The organism is uncultured Bacteroides sp., assembly GCF_958445495.1.
Classification (GTDB): Bacteria; Bacteroidota; Bacteroidia; order Bacteroidales; family Bacteroidaceae; genus Bacteroides.
The window spans coordinates 1-16,254 of sequence record NZ_CAUCSQ010000034.1 but is presented as its reverse complement, the minus strand read 5'-3'; the positions used below and the strand labels follow the sequence as shown (position 1 = coordinate 16,254).

9 protein-coding genes and 7 pseudogenes are annotated in these 16,254 nt (G+C 46.6%); 7 read left to right on the top strand and 9 right to left on the bottom strand.

Going from position 1 to position 16,254, the window contains the following annotated elements; translation table 11 throughout:
- Positions 1-488: 488 nt before the first annotated feature.
- From Q5076_RS12020 to Q5076_RS12010, 3 genes are all read left to right on the top strand, one after another.
- On the top strand, positions 489-1,418 hold the full coding sequence (locus tag Q5076_RS12020; RefSeq protein ID WP_303013606.1) for a UDP-glucuronic acid decarboxylase family protein: 930 nt from the start codon (positions 489-491) through the stop codon (positions 1,416-1,418).
- Between the two features lie 18 nt (positions 1,419-1,436).
- Positions 1,437-2,567, top strand: a complete 1,131-nt coding sequence (locus tag Q5076_RS12015) for a hybrid sensor histidine kinase/response regulator (protein ID WP_303013603.1) — start codon at positions 1,437-1,439, stop codon at positions 2,565-2,567.
- A 125-nt stretch (positions 2,568-2,692) separates the two neighbouring features.
- Positions 2,693-2,836, top strand: coding sequence for a hypothetical protein (locus Q5076_RS12010; RefSeq protein WP_303013601.1), 144 nt, complete (start codon positions 2,693-2,695; stop codon positions 2,834-2,836).
- Between the two features lie 478 nt (positions 2,837-3,314).
- Here Q5076_RS12010 and Q5076_RS12005 read toward each other — a convergent pair whose 3' ends face one another.
- Together Q5076_RS12005 and Q5076_RS12000 are read right to left on the bottom strand one after the other, a co-directional pair.
- The gene (locus Q5076_RS12005; protein WP_303013599.1) at positions 3,315-3,770 is read right to left on the bottom strand and encodes a hypothetical protein; all 456 of its coding nucleotides are present in this window, start codon (positions 3,768-3,770) and stop codon (positions 3,315-3,317) included.
- Between the two features lie 15 nt (positions 3,771-3,785).
- Positions 3,786-3,977 (bottom strand): annotated as a pseudogene (locus Q5076_RS12000) (transcriptional regulator).
- Positions 3,978-4,647: 670 nt separating this feature from the next.
- Here Q5076_RS12000 and Q5076_RS11995 point away from each other — a divergent pair.
- The 3 genes and pseudogenes from Q5076_RS11995 to Q5076_RS11985 form a co-directional block, all read left to right on the top strand.
- The gene (locus Q5076_RS11995) at positions 4,648-5,409 is read left to right on the top strand and encodes a class I SAM-dependent methyltransferase (protein ID WP_303013596.1); all 762 of its coding nucleotides are present in this window, start codon (positions 4,648-4,650) and stop codon (positions 5,407-5,409) included.
- A 27-nt stretch (positions 5,410-5,436) separates the two neighbouring features.
- Positions 5,437-5,868, top strand: coding sequence for a GNAT family N-acetyltransferase (locus tag Q5076_RS11990; RefSeq protein ID WP_303013594.1), 432 nt, complete (start codon positions 5,437-5,439; stop codon positions 5,866-5,868).
- A gap of 479 nt (positions 5,869-6,347) precedes the next feature.
- Positions 6,348-6,590, top strand: a pseudogene (locus Q5076_RS11985) (DDE transposase); the annotation flags it as partial.
- Here Q5076_RS11985 and Q5076_RS11980 read toward each other — a convergent pair.
- The 6 genes and pseudogenes from Q5076_RS11980 to Q5076_RS11960 all read right to left on the bottom strand — a co-directional run.
- Positions 6,575-6,772: pseudogene (locus Q5076_RS11980) on the bottom strand (IS3 family transposase); the annotation flags it as partial. The pseudogenes Q5076_RS11985 and Q5076_RS11980 sit on opposite strands and share 16 nt — an antisense overlap.
- A 157-nt stretch (positions 6,773-6,929) precedes the next feature.
- Positions 6,930-8,864 (bottom strand): annotated as a pseudogene (locus Q5076_RS17900) (PD-(D/E)XK nuclease family protein); the annotation flags it as partial.
- Between the two features lie 222 nt (positions 8,865-9,086).
- Positions 9,087-9,995 (bottom strand): annotated as a pseudogene (locus Q5076_RS17895) (PD-(D/E)XK nuclease family protein); the annotation flags it as partial.
- Positions 9,996-10,196: 201 nt separating this feature from the next.
- Positions 10,197-10,571, bottom strand: a pseudogene (locus Q5076_RS11970) (hypothetical protein); the annotation flags it as partial.
- A gap of 14 nt (positions 10,572-10,585) precedes the next feature.
- Positions 10,586-13,756 carry an exodeoxyribonuclease V subunit beta gene (locus tag Q5076_RS11965; protein ID WP_303013586.1) on the bottom strand — a complete coding sequence of 1,057 codons (3,171 nt, stop codon included), beginning with the start codon at positions 13,754-13,756 and terminating at the stop codon, positions 10,586-10,588.
- 26 nt (positions 13,757-13,782) lie between these two features.
- Positions 13,783-14,388: an RNA polymerase sigma-70 factor gene (locus Q5076_RS11960; RefSeq protein WP_303013583.1), complete on the bottom strand. Its 606-nt coding sequence runs from the start codon at positions 14,386-14,388 to the stop codon at positions 13,783-13,785.
- 161 nt (positions 14,389-14,549) lie between these two features.
- Here Q5076_RS11960 and Q5076_RS11955 point away from each other — a divergent pair, with 161 nt between their 5' ends.
- On the top strand, positions 14,550-15,542 hold the full coding sequence (locus tag Q5076_RS11955; protein WP_303013581.1) for a FecR family protein: 993 nt from the start codon (positions 14,550-14,552) through the stop codon (positions 15,540-15,542).
- A gap of 389 nt (positions 15,543-15,931) precedes the next feature.
- On the opposite strand, the pseudogene Q5076_RS11950 reads toward Q5076_RS11955, so the two are convergent.
- Positions 15,932-16,254: pseudogene (locus tag Q5076_RS11950) on the bottom strand (SusC/RagA family protein); the annotation flags it as partial.

Sequence of the window (16,254 nt, the reverse complement as noted above, 5' to 3'; positions counted from 1 at the left end):
ATGTATCCTGCAGAAAAGTAATACATAAAATAGGTGGGATTTATAAGGGAATGAGTCTGCGGGGTGAATATATCCTGCAGAAAAGTAATACATAAAATAAGTGGGATTTATAAGGAAATGAGTCTGTGGGGTGAATGCATCCTGCAGCAAAGTAAGTACATAAAATAAGCGGGATTTACCAAAGTTTGTATGGAATGAAAAAAAGGACCGCCGGTTTTCCGCGTCCTTTTCATTTATTCCGTGTGATGCCTGATGTGCAAGGCTGACATATGAGGACATACCATGTATTTCCGGTACGGGCCGTGCGGTTTTCGGGAAGGTTTTGAAGATATTGAAAAGCGAACCTTCACGTCAGTCCGGACTGTGCCGTTATCTTTTTTTTAAATATTCTTCTCGAAAGTTGTATATTATGCGCAAATCGGTTACATTTGTGTCCATAAACAAAACGGGGAGACGCTGTCTCTTTAAAAAACAATATAAAACTGAGAATGAAAAGAATATTGGTAAGTGGAGGAGCCGGATTTATAGGCTCTCACCTTTGCACAAGGCTTATAAACGAAGGTAACGACGTGATATGCCTGGATAATTTCTTTACGGGGTCAAAAGATAACATCATGCATCTGATGGACAATCATCATTTTGAAGTGGTAAGGCATGATGTCACTTATCCTTATTCAGCCGAAGTAGACGAGATATATAATCTGGCTTGCCCCGCATCCCCTATCCATTATCAACATGACCCGATTCAAACTGCCAAGACAGCCGTGATGGGAGCCATCAATATGCTGGGACTGGCTATGAGACTGAATGCTAAAATCCTGCAAGCTTCCACCAGTGAGGTCTACGGCGACCCGATTGTCCATCCGCAGCCGGAGTCGTATTGGGGGAATGTGAATCCGGTGGGTTACAGGTCTTGCTATGACGAGGGGAAACGTTGCGCTGAGACTTTGTTTATGGATTATCACCGCCAGAACAATGTGCGGGTGAAGATTATACGCATTTTCAACACTTATGGCCCCCGGATGTTGCCGAACGACGGCCGTGTTGTCTCCAATTTTATCATGCAAGCGTTGAACAATGAAGATATTACCATCTACGGCGACGGGACGCAGACGCGCAGTTTCCAGTATATTGACGATTTGGTGGAGGGGATGATACGGATGATGGATACCGAGGATGAGTTTACGGGGCCCGTGAACCTGGGGAATCCCAATGAGTTTCCGGTGCTCGAACTGGCGGAAAAGGTGATACGCATGACCGGTTCTTCTTCGAGAATCGTATTCAAGCCTTTGCCGGACGATGACCCGAAGCAGCGTCAGCCGGACATTACGCTGGCGAAGAAGAAGCTCGAATGGGAACCCGTAGTCGAGCTGGAAGACGGATTGAAGCGTATGATTGAGTATTTTAAAACTATCTGACACGTAAAAAAGACGATTATGAATATGGAGATTAATCCTTCCGAATATAAAATCCTCATTGTAGATGATGTGGTTTCGAATGTCCTTCTGCTGAAGGTGCTTTTGACTAACGAGAAGTTCAATATAGCGACTGCCGGCAACGGTGCGCAGGCCTTGGAACAGGTGAAGAAGGAGAAACCGGATTTGGTATTGCTGGATGTGATGATGCCGGACATCAGCGGGTTTGAGGTGGCGCAGCAGATGAAGGCTGACCCGGAAATGTCCGATATTCCCATTATTTTCCTGACCGCATTGAATAGTTCGGCGGATATCGTGAAGGGATTCCAGGCGGGTGGCAATGATTTTATTTCGAAGCCTTTCAATAAGGGGGAGCTGATTATCCGCGTGACGCACCAGATTTCGTTGGTGGCGGCTAAGAGAATCATTGTGGCGCAGACGGAGGAGTTGCGCAGGACGATTATGGGGCGCGACAAGCTGTATTCCGTGATAGCGCATGACTTGCGTTCGCCGATGGGGTCTATCAAGATGGTGCTGAATATGCTGATTCTGAACCTGCCGAGCGAGGCTATCGGCGAGGAGATGTATGAGTTGCTGACAATGGCGAATCAGACTACGGAGGATGTCTTTGCGTTGCTGGATAATTTGTTGAAGTGGACGAAGAGCCAGATAGGTAAGTTGAAGGTGGTTTATCAGGATTTCAACCTGGTGGAAGTCGTGGAGGGTGTAGGCGAGATTTTCACGATGGTTGCCAATCTGAAAAATATCAGGATTGTGCAGGATATGCCTGTTACGGATGTAACCGTCCGCGCCGATATCGATATGGTGAAGACTGTAATCCGCAACCTTATCAGTAATGCCATCAAATTCAGCAATGAGGGGACGGAAATTGTGCTGTCATTGGAGGAAACTGACGATATGGCGATAGTCAGCGTGAAGGATAGCGGCTGCGGCATCGACGAGGAGAACCAAAAGAAACTGCTGCATACCGATACTCATTTCAGTACTTTCGGCACGAACAATGAAGAGGGTTCGGGGCTCGGACTGCTGCTCTGCCAGGATTTTGTTGTCAAGAATGGAGGCAAGCTCTGGTTTACGTCAAAGAAGGGTGAAGGCTCTACGTTCAGTTTCTCTATTCCGTTGCTGAAATAGTTTCTTGTTATAGAGGTGTTTTTGTGTTGCTGGAATATGTGAAAGTGACGAACACCAAACTTGATGATGACATTTCTACCTTTGAAAAGAAAGTAAACAAACGTTTCACTATATATAAATAACTCATGAAATGTGAAACGATTATAATGGATGAATACGGTAGAGTAACTGTACCGACTTCAACGAATGTATGGATGAGCGAAACGGAACTGTTGGAATTGTCCGGGATAATTGTTCCGACACTCCGTGCCGCCATCAGAGCCGTATAAGAGCGAGGTGTTAAAACCTTACAAAGCGGAAAGATACATCAAACTACCTAACGGTTACGGCATGGATGTGTACGCCTTTGTCAATGGTTGTGGCTCTTACTTTCCACATCAACTCCCCATGTGCGGACAAGGTATGAATACATTGTTAGAGAGATTGTGCTTGCAAAAAGAGAAAACAACCTTGTGGGCATTTATGCACGATAATGTGTATGAGTGTTAGTACGCTTGTACGCACATACGTATGTGCGTACGTCAAACAGAAGAACAGCTATATAAAAAACTCTCTGATATTTTGATAAAATGATGTATTTGTTTTTCTCCTTGATTTTTAGCTATTAAAGGTTCTTTACAGGCAGGACAGGAACAACCACATTTATTTCCGGTAGGCACATTATCAACATCTATAAGTTGTCTTATTTCATTCAAAACATAGGTAAGACGATGCGCAGAATGTTTTTACATATTCTTCTTATTATGTCTATTGTTTATCCCCAAACACTTTTTTCAATTTTTTCCGAATTGCACCAAGAGCTATATTTTGGTCTTGAGAAATAGTCAAGCCAATGCCACTACTTTTTAGTACCACAACACTTTGATTCGTATCATAGTCGTAAAAAGTAACTGTTATGTATGTATGTCCACCATCCCATTTCTCTGTTGAAACATGAATATTCGGAGATAATACAGATTCCCCAAGCGCTATTTTTGCAAATCCGTCTTGCGCGGAAATTACCCGTAATTTTGTATCAGCAATTTCATTTTGAACAGCCATCACAATGTCATCAAGTTCTCTATCTCCTGTTGATTCTTTTCCAAAGACAACATAGGCATACTTTGACAAATCAACGCCGTGAGAAATAACAGCTTTACTTGTAGAACAGGCTTGTAATATGATTACAATAGCGATTAAAAAAAATAAACTAGGTGCTTTCATACATTTACAACAGTTTCAGATTCGTTTAAGCTTATTGGGTATGAGAAGTTCTCTAATGTCAATATGTAAAAATATCTACAATTTGATATAAAACAGGAATGGGAGGTTGTACCTTGTTTGTAACATATAAATTGACCATATTAAAAGTCTTGCCAATTCTGTTTGGCTAATGCTCTTAGTCTCCAATACCTCTTTTATTCGGTTCATATTCGCATTCTTTTGTCTGATGTTTACAAAGGTACAAAATTTTATTTAGTATTTTGTTCGATTCTCAAAAGAAAGTGCTAACTTTACAAATAGAATAAGAGTTGTTTGACAGAAATACACTGCATATCACAGAAATTGCAACTGTTGCCAAGTCATACCTTATTTTTTGAGAAAAGGTTATAAGTGGCTGATTATTAATATTTTTCCGTCTTATCGTTTAATTTTGGTTGCAGAAATGTTTTTCCCGAAACAAGAAATGTGATTGTAATCTATCTATTGAATAATAGGTTTTTGAAGAAGAAGAGTATAACAATGGGTAACGATATGGAAACGAGTGAACTTTATTGGTCTGCTGTGTTTCTCCGTTGTTTCAAATAATTCGTTATAAAGATAATCATTCTTATACATATTACTCCATTTATGCGTATCTTTGCTGGAAACAAGATAGTTATATGGCGAATTTCAATTATGAAACATCCCGATATGTAGCATGGGTTAAAGGTAGTGTATTTCATTGTTGGTGTATTGGAGATGGTGGTTGTGAATGCATTGTGGGATATTCTTTTGAAAATGAATTTATCTGCGATTACTCTTCTCTTGTAAAATGAGGGCAGTCGTTGGTTAATATAGTAGCCGTTAACCGGTTGTACAATTTTTATAAATTTCTAAGATGACTGCAGAATACAAGGTTGGCGAATTGATTTATGATGCACATATTTATGATGGATTGAATACCTTTCTGTCTGATTTGCAATTCTATAAAAAGTGGTTGCCGGCTGATAAAGACGCTCGAATACTTGAACTCTGCTGTGGTACGGGTAGGCTTACGATTCCAATTGCACAGGAGGGATATACTATTTGCGGTGTAGATTACACTCCGTCAATGCTTGAACAAGCACGTGCGAAAGCTGCCAAAGCTGGGTTGGAAATTAATTTTATTGAGGCGGATATTAGAACACTCGATTTGCAGGAGCAATTCGACTTTATCTTTATTCCGTTTAACTCCATTCACCATTTATACGGAAACAAGGATTTGTTCAGGGCGTTAGAGGGGGTAAAGAAACATCTTAAAGACGGAGGCTTGTTTCTGTTTGATTGCTTTAATCCCAACATTCAGTATATTGTCGAGAATGAAAAAGGGCAGGCTGTAATTGCTGAATATAAAACGGATGATGGCCGGAAGGTCTTGATAAAACAGACAATGCGTTATGAGAGTGCAACTCAAATAAACCGTATCGAGTGGCACTACTTTATAAACGGCGAGTTCCATTCAACCCAAAATCTTGATATGCGATTGTTTTTCCCACAAGAGTTGGATGCATATCTGGAACAGGTAGGATTTAATGTTATTCATAAGTTCGGAGGGTTTGGAGAAGAGGCTTTTGGTAATGAATCGGAGAAGCAGATATATGTTTTGAGTCTAAATGGGTGATATTGGTTTTTAATAATAAGATAAATCATGAATATTCGACAACTGGATAATTCCGAATACGGAAAGGCAACCGATTTGGCACTCGATGTATTTACTGAGTGTGGAAGTGCCGATTTTGATGCAAAGGGGCTGCAAACATTCAAGAGTTTTATTCAGAATGATGGGCTGATGAATGAACTTTGCATGTTCGGGGCATTTGATAATGAGACTCTTATTGGTATTATTGGAACTAAGAACGGAGGTTCTCATATCTCATTGTTCTTCATACATCCGAAGTACCATCGCAGAGGTATTGGCAGACAATTGTTTGATTTTGTCTATGCCAACCGACCTCAAATGCAGATAACTGTCAATTCATCGTCATATGCTGTGAAGTTCTATGAAAGTCTGGGCTTTTCAAAGACTTCCGAAGAGCAGGAAACGGATGGGTTAAGATATACCCCGATGAGTAAAGTCTAAAATTCACTGTATTGGAGCTTCGGGGGGATGTCAAGATTCAATTTTAGAGGAAATGAAATTTTTATCGGAAACCTGATATTCTTCATCTGAATCCCGACATTCTTTATCTGAAACCTGGCATTCTTTATCTGAATCCCGGCATTCTTCATCTGAACCCCGACACTCTTCATCCGAAACTTGGCACTCTTTATCTGAACCCCGATGCAATTAAAAGACCGTATCAACTCTGTTTTTGAGTTGAAGTGACCCCTAAAAGTTGGACGGGTTAAATATTATCCGTATTGAGAAAGAGTTCGGTATTGTATCAGGCTCTTTCCTTTTAAACGGGATTTAATTCGGGACATTCAGTAAATAGTATAAAATTAGCCAACTAATTCGCAATACTTTAAGTATGAATTAGTTGGCTTTTTTGTATCTTTAGGTATTCCCCCGCAAACAAGGTTTGGTAGCCAAAACGGGGGAAATTCCCAAACCAAGATATGGCAAAGATACGAAATATTTCAGAAATTCACCTAACTTTGGGGTTTACAGAATTTGATATTCTGGAAAAATATCGCAAGAGTTTTAATGAGAGTGAGCTTGGCAGGCTTCATTCCGTATTCCCATTTGAGAGTATGGCAAAAGTCGCCGGTCTATTCCAGTGCCGCCTGGGACGCAGGAACTGTTTCAGTCCTTCTGCCAAAATCGCCCTTATGGTACTGAAGGCCTACACCGGGTTCTCCGTAATTCTCTTATTGTTATAATACTCTATATATTTTTCCAAAGCCTTCATGAAGGCTTCCGGTGTTTCGAACTTCTCTGCGTAAAGCAACTTTGATTTCATAATTCCAAAGAAATTCTCGGCGACAACATTGTCCAAACAGTTTCCCTTACGCGACATGCTTTGAATTATATGATGTTCTTTGAAGTGCACCCCAAAAGTTTTGTGTCTAACTTTTGGGGGTCACTTCATCTGTTTTTGAGTAATGATACGGCTATTTTTATGTTTGTCAATTAGATTCTGTAACTGTTCCGGGTATTCATCTTAGTTTCGGCACACTCCCGTTTTCAGTCTTTACCGGTCACCTTTTGCAGATTGCCTTAAAATCGCAGTATGAGCATTTCTTTGTGTCTTTTGTCTGTGTAAAAGATTCTTTCTCATTGAAAATCTCTTCCAATAATGCCTGCAGGCGCCCGCGGAACTCATCTTCAAAAAAGGCGAAGTTGTTTACCGATATTTTCGGTTGGCGGGGTTCTCCCATTTCTATAACGGGGGAATAGCTTTCCGAAGATGCCCGATGGATATAGAGCAGGGCGGGAGCTACCTTGAGCGGTTGTTGCCGGCACATGATAGCGGCGTATAGGAAGGTCTGGAAGATGTAATTGGGACGTGCTTCGGCAGGGGTGAACAGTTGTTCGATGTTTGCCGGTGTCTTGGGGCTTCCTCCGGTTTTGTAGTCTACGATTCGTAGCGTGTCTTCCTTCGCATCCATGCGGTCAATCGTGCCGCCCAGCCGGAGGGTGAAGGGTTTTTGTCCGGTCTGAATCGTGATTGTTTCGGAGACGGGTTTTTCCATGGCGACCATTTCGAAGGGGGCGTATTGGAGGTCGTTCCGCAACAGTTGTTTCAGGTAGGAGGTGATTACTTTGGAATTGATTAGTTGGATGCCGTTGTACTCCGGTTTTTCTTCCGGGCCGACTTTGAAAAATTTCTCCTTGAAGGCCGAATCGACATAATTTTGAAGTTTCACTTCGTTGTGCAGCAGGCGTTCCAGCTCTTCTTTCCGTATCTGTTGCCCGTTGGCGGTCAGGTCTGTATATACCAGTTCTGCCGAACGGTGGAAGATGGTTCCGAATAGGGCGGAGTCTATTTCCGCACTTACTTCGTCCGGGGCTTTCAGTCCGGCTACGTAACGGTAGTAGAATTTGAGGCGGCAGTCGAGGTATGCGTTGAGGGCTGACGGGGAGAGCACCGCGGATTCCGGGTTTCCGGCGTCATAGATGCGGTAGAGCCGTTCCAGCGTTTCTTTCGTTTTCGGTATCTTTATCTCCTGACTGTTTTGGGGAGATTGTCCGGCTTCCAGATATTCGCGGGTGATTTCGTGGGGGCCTTCAACAAGGAGTTGCAGCATGAAACGGGATTCTTCGCCCCGGTTCAGGCCGTCGGAAGAGGTGTTGTAAAGCAGGGTGATGTTCTCTGCCCGTTGTATCAGGCGGTAGAAATAATAGGCGTAGACCGCGTTTTTATGTTCGATGGTAGTCATGCCGAAAGCTTTCCGGAGGTTGTAGGGGATGAAGGAGGATTCGCCGCCGGATTTGGGGAGTTGGCCTTCATTGAGGGAGAGCATGATGAGGTTGCGGAAATCGAGGTTACGGGTTTCCAGCACTCCCATGATTTGCATCCCGATGGCGGGTTCGCCGTGAAAGGGGATGTTGGAGCTTGTCAGCACTTTGGTGAGCAGTTTTCTCAACGTGCCGGGACGTATGCTCAGCTCTCTGCTTTCGCTCAGGCTGTAGAGGCGGTTGATTTTCAGATAGCTCTGGAAGAGGGATTCGCGGTATAGCTGGTTGAATATGTCGTTGTACTCGTTTTCCTTGCGGTACAGGACGGATATGTCTCTGATAAGCTCGATGAGGTAGCCGCAAAGTTCGCTGATGCCGTTGCGGGGAGTGAACAGTTTTGCAAGGAAATCGTCCTGTTTCAGTTCCGAGGGGAGCGGGTAGAAGCGGTTGGTCTTTGTCAGTTCGCGTTCTATCCCGTCCGCTTTGGCGGATAGCTGGCGGGTGTAGGGATGTTTCAGCACGGCCGATACGGTTTCGTATGTGAAACGGCCGGTGTCGGGACGGTAGCCGTTGGTTTGCAGCTCCATGACGGCATTGATGAAGCTGTAGACGGGGGTCTGTGCCAACGGGAATCCCATTGTGATATTGACATTTTTTACTTCCTGCGGGATGGAATGGAGTACGGGAAGCAACAGAGACTCGTTACAGAGGACAACTGCGTTTTCCTTTTCTTCTGCGGCTTGTCTGTCTTCTGTGGCTTGTCCGTCTTTTCCTGCAGCTTGTATATCTTTTATGGTTTGTCTATTTTCTTGTACAGCTTGTTTGTCTATTTTTATAGCTTGTATATCTTCTTCTGCGGCTTGTATATTTTCTGTAGTTTGTCTATTTTCTTGTGCAACTTGTCTGTCGCCAGTATTCTCTTTTTCAATTACCGACGAATGGCTGTCCGCAATGGTTTTGAGCCATTCGGGCAGGAACCTTGCCTGCGCATTTTCGGTAGGGGCGGAGATATAACGTATCTTTTTCGGTTTTCTCAGCGAATCGAAGCAGCTTTCCGGCAGTTCGTTCGGAAAGTCTTTCAGGTTGCGGTTGATGAATTCTCCCGCTTCGTGTTTTTTGATTTGCCGGGTGTAGAAGATATCATAGTCCCAGTAAAACATCGCTTTCCCCGCTTTTTGCAGTTGCCGGAAAAATTCGCTTTCTACTTTGTTCAGCACGTTGAAGCCTACAAACACGTATTTGTCATATTTGAGTCGGTCTGTGTCGAGCTGCTCGATGACATTGCGGTAGAGCATGCCTTCGTAGGCGATGCCGAGCTGTTCCAGGTTCTCCCGGTAACGGTGGTAGATGGTTCCCAGCTTGTCCCAGAGGGAGATGAATTTCTCTTTGAGTTCCGTCCGCCGTTCGATGGAGAAGTTCCGGAAGAACTGCCGGATGGCTTCTTCCTGTTCGTTGTCCAGGAATTCGTAGTCGTCCGTCAGGTTTCTCAGGTCTTGCAGGTTACCGAACAGCTTGTTGGCGTCTACCAGGTTTTTGTCTACGTCGTCGAAGTCGCTGATTAGCAGTTCTCCCCAGAAGTAGAAGTCGTCCAGGGTTTCCCGGCTTTGCGTCTCTTCTATGAATACTTTATAAAGTTCGCAGACCAACCGTATCGGGTCGCCGGCTTTCTGGACGGATAGTTTCTGGAACAGGTCGCTGATGCTCATGGCGGCGGGCGACCATATCGGCCGGTCGGACTCTCCCGCCAGATAGTCGTTGAAGAACAGGTTGGCGCGTTTGTTCGGAAACACGAGCGCCGTGCGGGAAAGGTCGTTTCCTATCTTGGCGTACAGGTCGCGGGCTACCAGTTGAAGGAATGATTGCATATCGTTTTTTCTTTTTGTTGGCTATGTTAATTGTCTATGAATCTGATGAATGTGGGAAATCCCATTTTGACGGCGACGGGTTTGCCTCTTGATGCCGCCCGGTTTCCATGCAGGCATCCGGCTGACGGCTTCCAGTGCTTCTTTGTCCGGACTGAGGTCGGCAGACCGGACTGCTTGAGGGCCGGTGATGTTTCCGTCTTTTTCGACGGTGATTCTCCATTCTGTACCGCAAAGTTGCCGGGATTGCCGGATGAATTCGTTTTGCAGCAGCGGTTCTCTGTCTCCGACGGTGACACTTCCGCGGCTGGCAAGGGAATAGAGCTCGTCTATGCGCACTTCTTCGTAGAGCCGCACGCAGTCATAGCGTTCCCAAATCCCGTCGGGATGGAGTGAGACGGGATTCAGGCGGTATTTGCGACGCAACGGGCAACCGTGGAAGGCTGCCGGGGTTGTGACGCCTTTGCTGTCGATGGTGAGCCGATGGTGGGCGATGCTGTCGATGGTGAGCCGCTGGCGGGCAATGCTGTCGATGGTGAGCCGGTGGCGGGTGATGCCGATGAGGGGTACTGTTTTCATAACCGGTTTTCCGTTTATACTTTTTCTATTCTTTCTTCGTCTACGTACCACAAGTAGCCGGTGATGTTTTTATAGCCCATCCGGGTGAGCAGTTGCATGTATCCTTTTACTTGTTTGTTGTATTTGGGATTTTCTTTGCCGAACTTGAAATCGACGACGACGACTTGGTTGTCTTTCATCATTACGCGGTCCGGGCGGCGGGTCTGCATGGTTCCTTTTTCTTTGTAGATGATGGCGCATTCGTTGAACAGGGTCCATTCTCCGGAATACCAGTCTTGTATTTCGGGTGAGGAGAATGCTTTCCGGGCTACTTCGCGCGCGGTCTCTTCTTTTTCCCGGTCTCTGATTACTCCTTCGAAAATCAGCCTTTCGATGGCGGGGTCGATGTCTTCTGCGGTTTCGATAACGGAGAACAGGGTGTGAAGCATGCGTCCGCGGTTGATGAAACGGTCGTCGGACTCTTCTTCTTCGATTCCTTGAATGAAGTCGGCTGACCGGTTGGATTGCCGGAACTCGATGTCGTGCCGCATGGATTCCATACGGACGGGTGTTTTCCCGGCTTTCCGGGTGAGCTTGTTGGTGGATATTCTGGCTTTTTCTTCTTCCGACGGGCAGAGTGTCCCTTGTTCGTAACTGTCTTCTTCCCAGTCTGTCTCTTCTTTAAGGGCGACGGCGGGAAGGGTGTTTGCCAGGAGTTCGGATATGGTTCCTTTTTGTCCTTTCTTGCTCCAGATGATGAGGTTTTTTCCGGCGCGGGTGAAGGCGACATATAGCAGGTTCAGGTTGTCTACCCATAGCTGGAGGCGTTCTTGCAGGTAGTCTTCTCCGTAGATGGATTCTGCCATCTGGACGGAATAGTTGACCGGGAGGATGTCCAGGGCGTTGAATGGGGCTACTTGCGGTGTGCACCATACTAGCTGGTTGTTTGTTTCGTTCTCCAGTTTCCAGTCGCAGAAGGGGAGGAGTACGGTGTGGAATTCGAGTCCTTTGGATTTGTGGATGGAGAATATCCGGATGCCTTCGATTTCTCCGCTGGGAATTGTTTTGTTGCACAGGGTTTCGTCCCAATAGCGGATGAAGCTGTCGAGCTCGGAGGAGTTGCTCTGCAGGTAGTCGGTCACTGCATCGAAGAAGGCGAACAGGTAGGCGTCTTGCTCTTGGATGCGGTGCATCTCGAAGAGGGTGAAGAGTTCTTCCAGGAGTTCGTAAAGGGGCATCAGGCGGAGTTCTTTCATTCTTTCGGAGAATGCCGCGGGGAGGTAGTCTCCGGCGGGGCGGAGCAGGAGGGTGTTCCAGTCCAGCCCTTTTTGCAGGACTTCGTTCTGATAGGCTACCGCCAGTTGGGTGCGTGCTATGAGGTTGTCTTCGTCGGAGAGGCAGCGCAATGCGTCTGTTATCATGCAGACGGCGAGGGAGGAGTCGAGGCGGAAGGCTTCGTCCGATACGATTTTGTAGTGCAGCTCTTTGTCGAAGTAGTCGGCGATGCGGGGGATGCTTTTGTTTTTCCGCACCAGGATGGCTATGTCGTTCAGCCGGATGCCGGAGGCGAGGAGGCGTTCTACTTCTTGTCCCAGGCTGATGAGGGTCTGTTCGGTGTAGTCGTGTTCTTCGTCGGGGGCGAGGAAGGTTACTTTGACGTAGCCTTTTTCCGTGTTCCGGGGGGATTCCTGCACGACGTCGGCGTAGGCTTTTTTCAGGTCGTCGCAGTCTTTGCCTGTCTGTTTCTTGTAAATGCCGTTCAGGTAGTCGGCGGCGGCTGTGAAGATGCGGTTGTTGAACCGGATGACGTTGGTCTCGCTTCTGTGGTTGGTTGCCAGGGTCTTTACGCGCACGGGGAAGTGTTCGATACGGTTGTTCAGGCTGTTGAGGATTCCCCAGTCGCCGTTCCGCCAGCGGTAGATGGATTGTTTGACGTCTCCCACTATCAGGCTGTCGGCTCCCTGGGACAGTCCTTCGAGCAGGAGCAGCTTGAAGTTGCCCCATTGCATCCGGCTGGTGTCTTGGAATTCGTCAATCATGACGTTCCGGATGTTGGTCCCTATCTTTTCGAATACGAATGAGGAATCGCCGTCTTTTACCAACCGGTGGAGCAGGGCGTTCGTGTCGGAGAGCAGGAACCGGTTGTTTTCATGGTTCAGCTCGCGCACTTCTTCGTCGATGCCGGCGAGGAGCTGCACTTTGTTGAGGTGTTGCAGGGAGAGCCGGCAACTGTTCAGCAGACGGTTGTTGTTGGGACGCATCTCTTCCGCGTCTTTCAGGATTTGCATGAGGCTGGAACCCGCCAGGGCGATGATGTCGGCTTGGCGGGGGGAGGTTTTTGCCGCCCAGTTTTTGGCGTCTTCCAGGCATTTTTCAACGGTGGCGTTGCGGATGTCGTTGCTTAGGTTGCCGTTATAGAGTTTGCGGAAGTAGCTTCCGATTCCCCGTGAACCGTTTTTCAGGTCGTCGGCAGTGAGCGCGTGTCCGTCCAGTTCGCCTTCAAACTGGTCGTGGAATCCTTTCATCTGTTCCAGGATGTCGGTTTCGAGCGCTTTCAGTTGTCTGCGGTATTCTTTGACGGTGTCCGGGTTGCGAAGCCGTTGGCGGAGTCCTTCTCCTTTTTCGATATAGCCTTCGTCGAAGATGTTGCGCCCGAAATTTTTTATTTCGTCTGATATGTTCCAGCGTTTGTCGTCTGCAATCCGTTCGTTGATGTAGTCCAGCAGCCAGGCGAGGATGGGAGAGGTGGGGCGTAGCTTTTCTATCATGCTGTCTACCGCTTCGCTAAGTACTTCCGTATTGTTCAGCTCGATATTCAGGTTGGGGCTGAGTTCCAGTTCCCGCGCGAGGTTGCGCATGACGGACTGGAAGAAGGAGTCGATGGTTTCTACCCGGAACCTGCTGTAGTCGTGCAGCATGTATCCCAGGGCGGAACCTGCCGCTTCCCGTATTTCTTCTTCTGTCTTTCCTGTCTCTTCCCGGATGCGGCGGAGGTAGGCTTCGGAATCTTTGTCGCCTGTCCGGATGCCGTACAACTGGCTCAGGATGCGTTCTTTCATCTCTGCCGTGGCTTTGTTGGTGAAGGTGACGGCAAGGATTTGGCGGTAGGCGCGCGGGTTGAGGACTAGCAGTTTGATGTATTCCACGGCCAGGGTGAATGTTTTGCCCGAACCTGCGGAGGCTTTATATACAAGGAGTTCGCTCATATTCGGTGGAGGGTATGGGGTTAATGTTATCTTTTCAGGAAATCTGCTCCGAAATACAGGATGAACAGGGGCAGGTAGTCTTTGAGGGCTATCCGCAACAGCTTTAGGGCTTGCCCGATTCTGTAATTGACGGTTTGCGGGGAGATGTTGAGTTTGCCGGCTATCTCTTTGTGTGTCAGGCGTTGGTTGCGGTTCATCTCGTAGGCTTCGCGATACTCTTTGGGGAGTTGTCTCAACGCTTCTTCATAGAGCCGGAAGAGTTCGTTGCCCAGGTAGAAGTCGGGGTTGTCGAACTCGCTTTCATATTTGTCTACGATTTCCTGGTGTACTTTCCGTTTGATTTCGAAGTGGGTGAGGCGGTTGAGTGCCTTGTTCTTGACGATTGTGAAGAGGAGGGTCTTTAAGGTCAGGTCTTCCATCAGGGTGTGGCGGTTTTCCCACAGCCACAGCATCGTCTCTTGCACAATTTCCTCTATTTCTTCTTGTTCGCTTACGTATTGCGAACAGAAAGCGCACAGTCTCCGGAAGTAATGCCGGTAGACCGCGTCGAATACTTTTTCTTCTCCTGCCTTTAAGGCGGCGATGACAGATTTGTTGTTATTGATATCCAGATATATGGGATATTGTGGCATTCTCTTCTATTTTATGTAAGACAAAAATAATGAAAGAAGTAGAGAAACGAAATAAAAACGCGATAAAAATGTTTTTTTCTTTTTTCATTTAGTATATTTGTACAGCCAACTGTATAACTATAAAGGTATTATATTTCTTATTGTAAAAAGATTTAATTGAAATGGATGAGATTGTCTTGTTGAGTTATCTGCGAGGTGAGTGTAACGATACGGAAGCTGCCCGTGTGGAAGCATGGTGCGGGGAGAGTCCGGAAAACCGGAAGGCTCTGGAGCAGCTTTATTATACTCTTTTCGTGGGTGACCGGGTAGCTGTGATGAACGCCGTGGATACGGATGCGTCATTGGAGAAGTTCAAATCGGCTGTCAGGGAAAAGGAGAAACTTGCCAGGCGGAAGGACTTGTCAATCCGTTGGGGGCGTTACGCCGCCATGACTGCCGCTTTCCTTACGGGGCTGGTGGTTGCCGGGGGGATTACCTGGGGGCTGGTCTCTAATAAGCTTTCGGATTATACGGTGGCGACCGCTGCCGGGCAAAGGGCGCAGACGGTGCTTCCCGACGGAAGCAGGGTGTGGCTGAATGCGTCTACCAGGTTGGTGTACAGGAATTCTTTCTGGAGCACGGACCGTCAGATAGATTTGTCGGGCGAGGCTTATTTCGAGGTGGCGCAGGACAGGCATGCTCCGTTTGTCGTGAACAGCAAGCAAATCAAGACTCGCGTACTGGGTACGAAATTCAACGTGAGGGCGCGTGAGGAGGAGAACAGGGTGGTGACTACCTTGCTCCAGGGTTCGGTACGGATGGAGTCTCCGCGTACTCAGGACAACGGGTATCTGCTGAAACCGGGGCAGACGATGAATATCAACACGGATACTTATCAGGCGGAACTGATTGAATATGCGGAACCTTCGGAGGTGCTTTTATGGATTAACGGCAAACTGGAATTCAAACAACATTCGTTATTGGAGATTACCAATATCATGGAGAAGCTCTTTGATATCGAATTTGTTTATGAGGATGTTGCCCTGAAGACGGAGAGGTTTACCGGACAGTTCTCTACGGACTGCACTCCGGACGAAATCCTGAATGTTTTGATGCATACGAATCATTTCAATTATAAGAAGGAGGGACGGGTGGTCCGTCTGTCGAAGAAATGATGTCCTGATTCGTTATCTTATTTGTGAGGTGGGGCGCATGGTTTTTTGTAAAAGAAAGAGAGGGCAGGCAGAGGGGTGTTCGGATGGAAGGCCTGCAGGGAAGGGCAGGTAGTTGGGAGGTGATGGTTGCCCGGTTACTTGTTTTTCGGTTACCTGTTTTTCAGTTACCTGATTTTTCGTTTGCCTGTTTTTTGGTTGCTTGTTTTTTGTTTACCTGTTTTTCGGTTGCTTTGCCCAATCGGCTATTGTCTGTTTACACTGCTTCTGTCTTGTTTCCGATTGGTACGTCATCGATGGCATAGAAAGTATTCTTGCATATTTTGCCAATGATTCTAACCGTGAACTGGTTCGCAGATTGAAAGCTGCCGGATTGCAACTTTATCACACTGAAGTACATTGTTATCTCCACCGATGGATTTATTTCCATGCATTACAGATATGTACCACCTCCTACACCGGAAGTGCTTTTCTGAATATTGACACCGGCAACTTTTTCCGTTAAGGCTATTGATGGAATTGGCGTCTTTCACGGTCGTGATTTCGTCTCCTTTCATTGGTTGCACGTTGTAACTTAACATTTTCTCTGAACATTTGATTCCCAAAGCCGTCACCACGACTTCGTCCAAAACCTCCGTCGCTTCCCCTAATGTAACTTTTAAAGGCTGATTATCGGCTAGCGTGATTGCTTGGGAGAAATGTAGTAATAATAACA

Bases quoted from the DNA above. Each gene is read 5' to 3' on its own strand.
- Q5076_RS12015 (WP_303013603.1), top strand. From the start codon at position 1,437: ATGAATATGGAGATTAATCCTTCCGAATATAAAATCCTCATTGTAGAT.
- Q5076_RS11965 (WP_303013586.1), bottom strand. From the start codon at position 13,756: ATGAGCGAACTCCTTGTATATAAAGCCTCCGCAGGTTCGGGCAAAACA.
- Q5076_RS11960 (WP_303013583.1), bottom strand. From the start codon at position 14,388: ATGCCACAATATCCCATATATCTGGATATCAATAACAACAAATCTGTC.
- Q5076_RS12020 (WP_303013606.1), top strand. From the start codon at position 489: ATGAAAAGAATATTGGTAAGTGGAGGAGCCGGATTTATAGGCTCTCAC.
- Q5076_RS11955 (WP_303013581.1), top strand. From the start codon at position 14,550: ATGGATGAGATTGTCTTGTTGAGTTATCTGCGAGGTGAGTGTAACGAT.
- Q5076_RS12010 (WP_303013601.1), top strand. From the start codon at position 2,693: ATGAAATGTGAAACGATTATAATGGATGAATACGGTAGAGTAACTGTA.
- Q5076_RS12005 (WP_303013599.1), bottom strand. From the start codon at position 3,770: ATGAAAGCACCTAGTTTATTTTTTTTAATCGCTATTGTAATCATATTA.
- Q5076_RS11995 (WP_303013596.1), top strand. From the start codon at position 4,648: ATGACTGCAGAATACAAGGTTGGCGAATTGATTTATGATGCACATATT.
- Q5076_RS11990 (WP_303013594.1), top strand. From the start codon at position 5,437: ATGAATATTCGACAACTGGATAATTCCGAATACGGAAAGGCAACCGAT.